Source organism: Vibrio sp. V19_P1S1T109 (assembly GCF_002241375.1).
GTDB classification, from domain to species: Bacteria; Pseudomonadota; Gammaproteobacteria; order Enterobacterales; family Vibrionaceae; genus Vibrio; species Vibrio anguillarum.
Genome location: NZ_NDIM01000209.1, coordinates 1 through 10,597, shown reverse-complemented (window position 1 = coordinate 10,597; position 10,597 = coordinate 1). Strand labels below are relative to the sequence as shown.

At 45.3% G+C, this 10,597-nt stretch carries 11 protein-coding genes; 3 read left to right on the top strand and 8 right to left on the bottom strand.

All coding sequences use genetic code 11. The features are described 5' to 3' along the window. The first annotated feature begins 3 nt into the window (after positions 1-3). Together B9J87_RS09945 and B9J87_RS09940 are read left to right on the top strand one after the other, a co-directional pair. Positions 4-639 carry a hypothetical protein gene (locus B9J87_RS09945; protein WP_254918126.1) on the top strand — a complete coding sequence of 212 codons (636 nt, stop codon included), beginning with the start codon at positions 4-6 and terminating at the stop codon, positions 637-639. A gap of 55 nt (positions 640-694) precedes the next feature. Then, entirely contained in the window at positions 695-1,930 is a 1,236-nt protein-coding gene (locus tag B9J87_RS09940) for a zinc-dependent metalloprotease family protein (protein WP_094150509.1), read from the top strand. A 46-nt stretch (positions 1,931-1,976) separates the two neighbouring features. Here B9J87_RS09940 and B9J87_RS09935 read toward each other — a convergent pair whose 3' ends face one another. From B9J87_RS09935 to slyA, 3 genes are read right to left on the bottom strand one after another with little or no spacing between them, the layout of a single operon-like run. After that, positions 1,977-3,011 carry a DUF2955 domain-containing protein gene (locus B9J87_RS09935; RefSeq protein WP_094150507.1) on the bottom strand — a complete coding sequence of 345 codons (1,035 nt, stop codon included), beginning with the start codon at positions 3,009-3,011 and terminating at the stop codon, positions 1,977-1,979. A 12-nt stretch (positions 3,012-3,023) separates the two neighbouring features. Then, complete coding sequence (locus B9J87_RS09930) at positions 3,024-4,079, bottom strand: HlyD family secretion protein (protein WP_094150505.1); 1,056 nt, start codon at positions 4,077-4,079, stop codon at positions 3,024-3,026. Positions 4,080-4,085: 6 nt separating this feature from the next. Then, on the bottom strand, positions 4,086-4,568 hold the full coding sequence (gene slyA / locus B9J87_RS09925; RefSeq protein WP_019283056.1) for a transcriptional regulator SlyA: 483 nt from the start codon (positions 4,566-4,568) through the stop codon (positions 4,086-4,088). 113 nt (positions 4,569-4,681) lie between these two features. Here slyA and B9J87_RS09920 point away from each other — a divergent pair, with 113 nt between their 5' ends. Beyond that, complete coding sequence (locus B9J87_RS09920) at positions 4,682-5,710, top strand: VirK/YbjX family protein (protein WP_094150503.1); 1,029 nt, start codon at positions 4,682-4,684, stop codon at positions 5,708-5,710. A 33-nt stretch (positions 5,711-5,743) separates the two neighbouring features. Here the strand turns inward: B9J87_RS09920 and B9J87_RS09915 are convergent, their stop codons facing one another. From B9J87_RS09915 to B9J87_RS09895, 5 genes are all read right to left on the bottom strand, one after another. Then, positions 5,744-6,502, bottom strand: coding sequence for an EAL domain-containing protein (locus B9J87_RS09915; RefSeq protein ID WP_026027758.1), 759 nt, complete (start codon positions 6,500-6,502; stop codon positions 5,744-5,746). A gap of 98 nt (positions 6,503-6,600) precedes the next feature. Continuing rightward, a complete protein-coding gene (locus tag B9J87_RS09910; protein ID WP_094150501.1) occupies positions 6,601-8,154 on the bottom strand; it encodes a cryptochrome/photolyase family protein in 1,554 nt (517 codons plus the stop codon). 154 nt (positions 8,155-8,308) lie between these two features. Then, positions 8,309-8,683 carry a rhodanese-like domain-containing protein gene (locus B9J87_RS09905; protein ID WP_094150499.1) on the bottom strand — a complete coding sequence of 125 codons (375 nt, stop codon included), beginning with the start codon at positions 8,681-8,683 and terminating at the stop codon, positions 8,309-8,311. Positions 8,684-8,733: 50 nt separating this feature from the next. Further along, the gene (locus tag B9J87_RS09900; protein ID WP_094150497.1) at positions 8,734-9,831 is read right to left on the bottom strand and encodes an ABC transporter permease; all 1,098 of its coding nucleotides are present in this window, start codon (positions 9,829-9,831) and stop codon (positions 8,734-8,736) included. Next, on the bottom strand, positions 9,828-10,597 hold a 770-nt coding region (locus B9J87_RS09895; protein WP_094150495.1), incomplete at its 5' end, for an ABC transporter ATP-binding protein. The genes B9J87_RS09900 and B9J87_RS09895, both read right to left, overlap by 4 nt.

Sequence of the window (10,597 nt, the reverse complement as noted above, 5' to 3'; positions counted from 1 at the left end):
GCAATATTCGGTCTCATTGTTGGTAAATATTACATTAGCCATAGTTCATTAACATTAGTGCCTGATCCAAAAGCACCGAATAATAACGAGGATACTGATTTTAAAGCCGCAACAGTTGCTGATGAGCGTCAGCTGATGAAGCCACCACGAGAAGATGCATCGAACGCTGGAGATGCTCGTTCTGCTCTGAATTCAGAGCCTATCACTGAAGAGCGCATGCTTGCGGCACAAACCGTTGATGAAGTATGGCACGACATCAACCCAAGCCCAGCGTTGCAAGCCATTAGGCCGAAAAGTGATGCAGTGACGGAAATCAAAGCGATCGAAATCGAAAATATTGAACAATTCCGAGTTCTGGCAACGGGCGATGCTGTCACGGTCACTATGCCTGATAACCAGCCAGTCAATATCCAAGTCACTTCATCAGAAATTCAGAATGAAGGCGTCCGGACTTGGTCTGGGCAGTTTGAACTCGACGGGGAAGTTTACCCAGCCACATTCACTTTCGGCAAAACGGCAATACTTGGTTTTATTGGTCATCCCAGTGGTCAAGTGAAGCTTGAAGGCAACGGCAGTGAAGCATGGGTTTACCGAGTACCACCGAATCATGGCTATGACGAAACCTCGACCAGCCATTGATACCTCAAACGCACGGCTTTGTGTGTTAATAAAATAAATAATGTAGGAGTTTTCTATGAAAATAGCGTCATTGGCATTAGCCGTGGTGTTAGCAACACATGCGTTACCGAGTAGTGCAACCACTGAAATTGATATTCTAGGTGTTTATACACCCGGCACGGCTGAGTGGTTTCAGCAAGATCACGTGGCTCAAATCCAGCACCGATTTAACGTGGGAAATGAAATTCTGCGTCAAAGTGGTCTGGACATCAAAGTCAACTTAATTGGCACGAAAGAAGTAAAATACGATACGCAAAGAGGGCTAAGAAAATCGCAAGGGCAGGCGCTTGATGCGATTACTCCCGGCAATAAACAAGATCCGGCGTTTGCCGATATTGAGCAATATCGTAAGCAGGTTGGCGCGGATATGGTGGCGCTGTTTCGTAATCTAGATATTAAAAATTCTCCTGATTATGAAGATAAAGGCAATGGTACTTACATGCTGAGCTGTGGTCTAGCATGGATAATCCCTGCCGCGTATTGGAACAATAGTGCGCGTTATGCGCAATCTAGAATGTACAGTCATAGCTATTTGAATGAGTGTGGCGATGATACGTTTATTCACGAATTAGGCCACAATTTGGGCTTGAACCATGCTCATGAACAGTACAATGGCGAACCCCATCTTTCAAATGGTACAGAGCAAGATGCGTATGGTTATGGGGTTCAAGGCCAATTTGCGACGACCATGGCCTATGGTTTCTTATTTGGTATTCATAGCCGTTCTTACACATTCTCTAACCCAAGCAAAGTGTGTAAAGGTCAAGCATGTGGTGTCACTGACTACGCGAACTCGGTGCGAGCGATTGGCCTGAGCGCGCCACACATTGCGGCGATTTATGCACGTCCAGATGGGAGTAATGACGGAGGAACGTCACCCACTGAGCCGACTTCGCCCCAACAAGCCATCTATGATTTACAAGGGCCTTTTGCCATTCCCGATCATGCACAAGGAGAGTTAGCACTTCCGATTAATGTGACTTATCAAGGAAATGCGGAAACGGCCACTATTCAACTTAATATTGAACACCCATTTGTGGGTGATGTTTCAGTCAAGTTGTATGCACCTGATGGTGGCTATTGGAATTTAAAATCGTATAACCAGTATGATCGCAACACGGCTTATCGTGTTCGCTTTACACTCAGCGGAATGCAACAAATGAACGTGCAAGGCCAGTGGCGTTTAGTCGTGGCGGATCACTATCAAGGTTTAACGGGTGTATTAAATTCGGCACGTTTATCCTTTGAATAAAGGTTTGCTGTGATGTTGACCCTGCACCTATGTGCAGGGTTTTTAATTACTGGCCAAATTGGGTGGCTTTGAATTGATTCAGCAATCGATGGATCACATAGGTTGTAAGTAATGTGGCGACAATAGCAAACAAAATACTGCCGACTCGGTACAGGGCACTGAAAATTAAATCATTGCCCGGCGTCAAATATTGACCAAACAATATCCCCAAGGTAGTCAATGAGCCAAAGCCGACCCCTGAACCGCTGGATTCTTTTACATGCCAGTAGCTAAAGAGCATCGCACCTATCCATAGCAGCGGAATAACAAATAAAAGCTGACCTGACCAATCGTAGAGCAGCAGTTGGACCGCAATACCGAAAGTGACACCAAGCAGAGTACCCATCGCGCGTTTGCGTGCGTAGCCTAGCGCTCCGTTCCAATGCATCGGGAAAAGTAGCAACAAGGTTGTGGCTTGCGCGGACATTGAATCTTGCAGATCGAATATTTGAAACACAACGAAAGAGAGTGTGGCAATGGTTGCGCCCATGAGCGCTTCATGACGCATACGGTGTGACTCTTTGGCCACGCTTGCATGAGCGGGAGGTTGCCTTTTCTGTGCGTCGGGAATACAGAATGTCACCAGATAAGCGACCATTACCGAAAGCAAATTCGCGATAAAGTTGCTAGTAATCAGATCGTTAAGATCAGTTGTGGGGTAGCTTGCAAAGTGCAGCATGATGCTCAAGCTCAATACGCTGTTCGCTCCAAATAAGAATAAGCTGCCTTTCGACATACAAGCAAATTTGTAGAGAAACAGTACAAAAGCCATCATCGTCATCAGTGCCGGATGAGCGCCAAACAGCCCCCCGAGAATGGCTACTTCTAAGCCACAAACGACGGCGGAAGCAAGCAGTTGCTTTGCGGCGTGCGCATTCATGACGGGCACCATGCCCAGTAACAGCATCGGTGTTACGGTAAAAAATACCCCGTAGTTCCAACCCAGTAGTTTACAAAAGGTAAAACCAAGCGTCGCACCTGTTGCTATTCTGACGCATTGGCGAAAGTCATTTTCAGATAATGGATGATCCCAAAGTCGCATTTTTTACTCCGCTTAATAGACGTAGTGCAGAGTGCTCAGAAACTGAATTTGCATTTTTGCCAGCCAAGCAAACGGGCCACTTTCTGGTAGCAACTGTACCGTCGCACGAGCACCGGAAGGCAATGTTGACATCGTTTCATCGAGCGAAAGGTGCACACGCATGCGTTGTGCATCACGCACCCAGCGATTAGATTCTGTTGGAGTGGCTAAACGCCCATTCGCATCAAACTGACCAGTGCTTACCCCAGCATCCAGGCTACGAATACGCGCGGTAAAGACTTCGCCGGGTTTGCTATCAAAAGCAACTAGGGCGAGGCTATTGTCTGGGAAATGGCGTAAGCTTTTTTCTCTAAAATCAGCAATCACGTCTACATCCGTCGCTACCAACGCAACTAACGGCGTACCTGCTGCGGCGTAGGTGCCCGTTTCAAGCTGTAAGTTGGTAATGACACCATCTTGCTCTGCTAGCGTTTGTGTGTAGGCAAGGTTTAGCTTGGCCTGCGCCAATTGGTTCAAAGCGGCGCGAATGCTGACGTTACTCTCGTCACTATTACCTCGACTGACGTGCAATTCTTGCAGGTGAGCTTGCGCTGCAACCAAATTGGCTTTCGCGGCGGTAGCGCCACTTTGTGCATCGTCTTTAAGTTGCTGAGAAGTCCCATTGCGTGCAAACAGAGTGTTTAATCGGTTAGCTTCGCGCAACTTTTGATCGGCAACGATACGGCTTGCCGTAACATTAGCTTCTGCCGCAGCAATCGATGCATCCAATTGAGCGTTACCTTGTACCGCACGTTCATAATTGAGTTGGGCCTGCTCTACCGCCAGTTGATAGGGTTGTGGGTCGATGGTGAAAAGTACTTCACCCTTGTGTACGGTTTGATTATTAGTGACAAAAACATCACTGATTTGACCATTAACTCGGGGAGATATTTTGGTCACAGTCCGCGTTGCCATGGCTTGCGGTGTTAAAGGCATAGCCAAATCGGCCACCAAAAAATAGGCAAAGAGCGCCATAAAAGCGACGATGGAATATTTGATCCAAAGTGCAAATTTTTGATCAGGTGTCATAAGTAATTATTGTTCCTTTGAAGGTGTTGCTATCGGTTTGCTGAGCGTATCTAGAGCGTTGTGTGAGATTTGTTCGAGCGTAAGAGTCAGTTGGTGCAATTGTTGATCGTCAATATTACCCAGTAAGTTTTGGCGAACTTGCAAAATACGGGTTTCCATCTGCTTGATAAGAGCACGCCCGTTACTCGTCAAACTGACGATTCGAGCGCGCTTATCGTTGTGACAGCAGTGACGTTCGATCAGCGATTGTTCTTCGAGCTGCTTTAAAGTTCGCATCAAAGAAGCCAGTTCTATTTCTAACGCTTCGGCTAAGGTTTTTTGACTGACGTTGTCACCGAGACGCTGTAATTTCCACAATGCGGTCCAACGAGGATGGGTAAGGCCCAAGGGTGAGAGTTCTCGGTCCGCCACCATTTTCCATAAGCGTGAGAGACGAGCAAACTGCTCAGCGAGTGATAATTCTTTCAGGGTGTGCGTGTTTTCAATCATAACGAGTCACATATTACTTAGCGTGCTAAGTAATATAATTTAGTTAGCGCGCTAAGTAAATAGCTAATGACGAAGGCTGACATTTTCATACAAACTCAGGACAGCACCTCTCAATGAAACACTGTACATTATTTTCAATGAGCGACTCCCCAATGTTTGAGGCTGTCCTAGCTGCTGAAATTCTGGTCCATACTATGATAATTGAAAATAAACTCGACTACCTGTTTAGCCTGTCTGAACTCTCCGAAACGATTTACCCCAATACCAAAGGCTGGTCTAAAATCAGGAAGAATATCCGTTTTTGTTTATGGGGCGTGACCAATGCCTATGCTCTAAAAAGTATGCTGAGGCTGTTTTCGTGCTCCGAGTTAGCGGAGGTATTGAAGCAATGCCCACAGTTTTTGGAAAAACCATTAAAACCTTATCTCTGCGTCAATTGGTCTGCCAAAGAGCGTACATGGCACATTAATCAACATTTTATCTACTTAGTTGAACAGTTTGGCTTTAATGCTGCGAAGTTTTTCTCAGAATCAGGCTTCTCTATTTTTGATTTTTACGACAAAAATGGGGCGAGTTATTCATTAAGCCTGTGCAGTGGAGAGATAAGAGAAGGCTCGTTGGGGCTGCAACTGACGGATGAAAAAGGGCAGAAAATTTACTCGATCAGTTTCAATGTTTCTGATCAAGGGCGCAGTATTTACATTGGTTCACTACAAGGTCCAAGCAGTGGTGTGAGCGATCGTAATCAAATCATTAAAGATTTGACGCGCACGACTCACGGTTTAAGAACCAAAGCACTGATGGTTGAAATGATCATGACGCTAGCGCGTATTTTAGGGGTTGAAAACCTGTATGCGATTTCTAACCGCGGCCATATGTATCAAGCGTTGCGTTATATTGGCTCAAAGCGCAAATCAGTAAGCTTTGATTACGATGAACTGTGGACAGAGTACGAAGCAGAGAAAATGAGTAAATATTTGTACCGTTTGCCAACCACGCCAAACCGTAAAGGTGTTGAGACGCTAAATCGCAATAAACGCCGTCTATACACTAAACGTTATGAGTGGTTAGCCGAGGTGGAAACAGCCATGTCGGGCCGTATTGAACAGTTGAAACTTATGCCCAAGCATTTCGTGGTTTGATGGATCCACAAAATTAGAGGCTGATGTTATGGTTCAAAACGTCACTGTAGGCAACGCTTCAAACTCAGGTTTCGCAAAATAGTAGCCTTGCATGAGTTCAATGCCGAGTCGTTTTAGCCATAACATTTCTTGTTGAGTTTCAATACCTTCAGCGAGTGGACAAATCCCTAGCTCAATGAGCATTGCGACAGTATGACGGACGATTGCTTGCTTCGTGATGTCTTGATCGATATTACGCAGCAGTGACATATCTAATTTTACTATTTTAGTTTGGAAGTTAACCAATAGCCCAAGCCCGGCGTAGCCTGCACCGAAATCATCAATCGCGGTAGTAAATCCTAGGTTGGAGTAATAAGCGACGATCCGTTTTATGTGCGCTGTGTCTACGATTTTTTCCACCTCAGTAAATTCAAACATGATCCGTTCTGTCGGGAAACCGAACTGCTTTGCTGCCTCTAATGTGGTGCGGATACAGCGCTCTGGTTGGTAAACGGCATTAGGTAAAAAATTAATGCTCAAAATACCTGACAGTTTTAGTTTAGCCGCGAGTTTAATCGCTTTGATTCGACAAAGTTGGTCAAAGCGGTATCGGTTGTCATCACTGACTTGTTCAATGATGGAGTAAGCCGATTCATTATTCAGACCTCGTACGAGTGCTTCGTAGCCAAAGATGGTGTTATCTGCAACGTTAACTATGGGTTGGAAAGCCATGGTGAAGTCAAAAGGCAAGCTTTGTTTTTCTGAGCATTGCTGGCAAATACGTTGGTCCATATGGACTTGCTGTTGTTGCATAATCACTCACTGATATTTAATCGAATAGCATGATTATAGTTACTTGCAGCGTGCTCACCAAATTGCATAAATCAAAACGTGACCAGTAAACCGGCGAACTACAGCTCTTCAATATGGTGTAGATAGTATTGAGCTTGATCTAAGATTGCTTGTTGAGTGGCGTTTTCAGTGTTATCCCAATTTTTATAAATCATGCCTATCCTTGGATTTTTGGCTAACCGTTCACGATGAGTGAGCATGAACTGCCAATATAAACTATTGAATGGACATGAATTTAGACCACTACGGCTCTTTACTTGGTAGTGACAATCTTTGCAGTAATCACTCATTTTATTGATGTAAGAGCCGCTTGCGGCATAAGGCTTGGTGGCAACAATTCCCCCATCAGCAAACAGAGCCATACCTCGGGTATTGGGCATTTCTACCCATTGCAATGCATCAATATAAATACCTAAGTACCAGTCATCCACCTCATCCGGCTCGCAACCTGATAGGAGTGCAAAATTACCCGTGATCATCAAACGTTGGATATGGTGTGCGTAGGAAAATTCCAGTGATTGAGTTACGGCTTGTTTAACACAATGCATACGAGTATCCCCTGTCCAATAATAGTGAGGAAGAGGTCGTTGAGCGTCAAGGGCGTTGTGCTTGGCGTATTGGGGCATGTTCGCCCAATAAATGCCTCGAATGTACTCACGCCAGCCCAAAATTTGCCTAATGAATCCTTCGATTTGTGCTAAATCCATCGTATTGTCATTCTCAAATCGCATGAGTGCACTTTGAATGACTTCTGCAGGCGATAGTAGTTTGCAGTTGAGTGCAAAAGAGAGCCGGCTATGGTAAAGGCTCCAACGATGTGGGCTCTTTGCCGTCATTGCATCTTGAAAGCGACCAAACAGCGGCAAGCCGTACTGACAAAAGTGGGTCAATAATGACAGCGCTTGTGAGCGGTTAATCGGCCATAACAATGAAGGAGTATACAGGCCGAAAACGTGAATATTATGATGCTGTAAACGGTTATAAATTGCACTGACATCGTTTTGAAAGCTAAGTGGTTTGGGTAGGTTTTCTATGTCTTGCACGCTGAGCTTATTGCGATTTTGGTGATCAAAATTCCAACGCCCACCCAAAGGCGTTTGATGATCATCTTGCAGAAGAATACCGAATCGCTTACGCATTTTGCGATAAAACGGCTCCATAATAGTGGTTTTGTCGGTGTTAAAATGCTGAGTGATCTCGTCAAAAGGCAATAAAAAGTGTTCAGTATCAAAACAAGTCACTTGTGCATGAGAGAGGTTTAACTCCTGCAACTGTTGCCAAACTCGGTATTCGTCAGGTCGCTGATAGTGAAAGTATTCTGCGTTGATCTGATGACACAGATCACTAATCAATGGTGGTAGCTGCAAATAATCGGCAGTTTCATCAAGGGTCAAGTAGAGAACCTGGTGTCCCTCACTTTGCAATAATTCGGCAAAAGCTTCCATCGCGGCAAAAAAGGCGCAGATTTTTTGAATGTGATGTTTTACATAGCCTGTTTCTTGTTTAAGTTCAGCTACCACGTATAGCACGGAATCATCCGTTTTGTTAAACCAAGAGTGCTTGATATTGAGCTGATCGCCTAGGATCAAGCGTAAGGTTTTGTACGTTTGCATGCTGTATACCGTTGAGATTGGTTATCGAACATCTTCTACGTTCCAATCAAAAAATCGATCATTGTTGCCGAATAACAAGCGGTGTCTTTCTGTTGCGCTTTGAGAGCCAATTAAGAACAAACAGAGCGATAACGTGAATGTAAGTAGGTTAACATCAATTGAGCGGCTTTATTGCCGAAGGATGAATGATCATTTCCTCTAAACCGCCGCCGTTATGTACTTGAGTAAACCCTTGCTCGAGTAAATAGGCCATGGCTTGGCCCGATCGATTGCCGCTGCGGCAGTAAACCACAATCGGTTGTTGTTTATCGATGTGAGAAAAAGCACTGCTAACAGTATCAAGTGGGTAGTTGAACGCACCTTCAATATGGCCCGCTGCGAATTCTGCTGCGGTTCGAACATCGACTAAAAGCGCGCCATTTTCAATCCATTGCCATGCTATCGTTGAGCGCTCTGATGCCAATGCATCTGAGGTATTGGAGATCAGGCCTACACACAATAACGCTTTGGTCATCAGTGACTTTAACATGTTAGTTTCCTTCTTTTGGCTTAAAAATTAGCCTTCAAATGTGAATGGCGTTAATCAAGGGATTTCTTAAATCTCAACGACGCGACGATAATCCCACCGACGGTAAAGCTTAACATCCATAATGCATCTCGCCATAGATCCATGAGGTTAGCACCGCGCAACACAATCCCGCGGATCATGCGCATAAAGTGAGTCGCAGGCAACGCTTCAGAAATCCACTGCGCTGCTACTGGCATGCCTTCGTAGGGAAACATAAATCCAGAAAGTAAAATTGAAGGCAGTAAGATAAAAACAGTCATTTGCATGGCTTGCAGTTGAGTGGAAGCAATGGTTGAAATCACCAAACCTAAGGTCAAACTGGCGGCGATAAACAGCAGCGTACCGAAGAGAATTTGGCTGATCGCACCATTAATGGGCACGTCAAAAATAAAATGCCCTAAGCCCAAGATGATGAAGACCTGAATTAATCCGACAAAAATATAGGGCACAATTTTGGCGACCATAAGCTCAATAGAGTGAATTGGCGTTGTGATCAGCAGTTCTAAATTGCCGCGCTCTTTTTCTCGCACAATCGCGGCACTGGTGAAGAGGATCATCGTCATGGTTAAAATAACCCCCAGTAAACCGGGCACGATATTAACCGCAGAGCGGCGAGTGGGGTTATAAAACAGCGTGACTTCAAAGGTTTTGACGGTGGCTGGACGAATGTCAAAATCAAAATCGGTCAGCGGCATGGATTGCAGACCTAAAATGGAGGCACTGATCATCGTATCGGAGCCATCAACAATCCACTGGCCTAACACGCGGTTTTGCACCGCGCGCTGAGTGAGATCTTTTGGCAGGATCAGCGCTGCTCTCACGTTACCTTGTTCAATCGCATGTTCAGCTTGCTCTGTTGTGGCAAAAGTGTGTTTGACGCTCACAACCTGTGTGGCTTTGACTGACTCTACAATTAACCGTCCGAGGGTACTTTCACTTTGATCAACGATGGCGATCGGAATATTGCGTACGTCAGTATTGATGGCAAAGCCAAACAGCAACAGCTGGATCAGTGGGATCATCACTACCATGCCAAACGTAATTTTGTCTCGCGAGAGTTGGCGTATCTCTTTCACCATCACCGCTTTCATTCGAAACAGTGCTTTCATTGACGCCCCTTGCCAGTCACAGTGACAAAGACATCTTCCAAACTTGGGCGAGCTAGATTCATCTCAGCTTCAGCCAGTTCAGGGAAGGTTGTTTTTAGCCACGCGATAGGTTGTGTGACTTGTTGATGAATAAGGATCCGCAAGCGGATGCCAAGTTGCGCAGCAGAGCGAACCTCCGCCCGAGCCATGACTTTTTCTTTTAATTGGCGCAAATTATGGGCTCGGACTTCGACAATGTTGACGCCCATCGTGTTCATTAAGGTTTCTGGCTCACCATCTGCACGAATTAAACCCGATTCCATGATGGCTAAACGGTGGCAGCGTTCCGCTTCATCCATGTAGTGAGTGGTGATCAAAATGGTGGTGCCTTGGTCTGAAAGATCGAACAATTGTTCCCAAAATTCCCGTCTATTTTCAGGATCGACCGCCGACGTTGGTTCATCCAAAAACAGCAGTTCAGGTTTATGCATCGTGGCTGCTGCTAGTGACAAGCGCTGCTTTTGGCCGCCACTCATCCCACTTACGCGTTGTTTTCGGCGCTGATCAAGCCCATAAGTGCACAACTGTTCATTGAGCCGTTGTGCCAATGCTTTGCGCGGCATACCAAAAATTTGTCCAATAAATTGTAGGTTTTCCTCTACGGTTAAATCATCGTATAACGAAAATTTTTGTGTCATATAACCAATTTTTAGGCGCAATTGCTCTGATTGTTTTGGGATCGCTAACCCCAGCACATCAACACTGCCAGAGGTAGGGCTTAATAAAC

What these genes read in the sequence shown, in the direction of transcription:
- B9J87_RS09910 (WP_094150501.1), bottom strand. Translation starts at nt 8,154, where the DNA reads ATGCAAACGTACAAAACCTTACGCTTGATCCTAGGCGATCAGCTCAAT.
- B9J87_RS09905 (WP_094150499.1), bottom strand. Translation starts at nt 8,683, where the DNA reads ATGTTAAAGTCACTGATGACCAAAGCGTTATTGTGTGTAGGCCTGATC.
- B9J87_RS09935 (WP_094150507.1), bottom strand. Translation starts at nt 3,011, where the DNA reads ATGCGACTTTGGGATCATCCATTATCTGAAAATGACTTTCGCCAATGC.
- B9J87_RS09940 (WP_094150509.1), top strand. Translation starts at nt 695, where the DNA reads ATGAAAATAGCGTCATTGGCATTAGCCGTGGTGTTAGCAACACATGCG.
- B9J87_RS09900 (WP_094150497.1), bottom strand. Translation starts at nt 9,831, where the DNA reads ATGAAAGCACTGTTTCGAATGAAAGCGGTGATGGTGAAAGAGATACGC.
- B9J87_RS09920 (WP_094150503.1), top strand. Translation starts at nt 4,682, where the DNA reads ATGAAACACTGTACATTATTTTCAATGAGCGACTCCCCAATGTTTGAG.
- B9J87_RS09930 (WP_094150505.1), bottom strand. Translation starts at nt 4,079, where the DNA reads ATGACACCTGATCAAAAATTTGCACTTTGGATCAAATATTCCATCGTC.
- B9J87_RS09915 (WP_026027758.1), bottom strand. Translation starts at nt 6,502, where the DNA reads ATGCAACAACAGCAAGTCCATATGGACCAACGTATTTGCCAGCAATGC.
- slyA (WP_019283056.1), bottom strand. Translation starts at nt 4,568, where the DNA reads ATGATTGAAAACACGCACACCCTGAAAGAATTATCACTCGCTGAGCAG.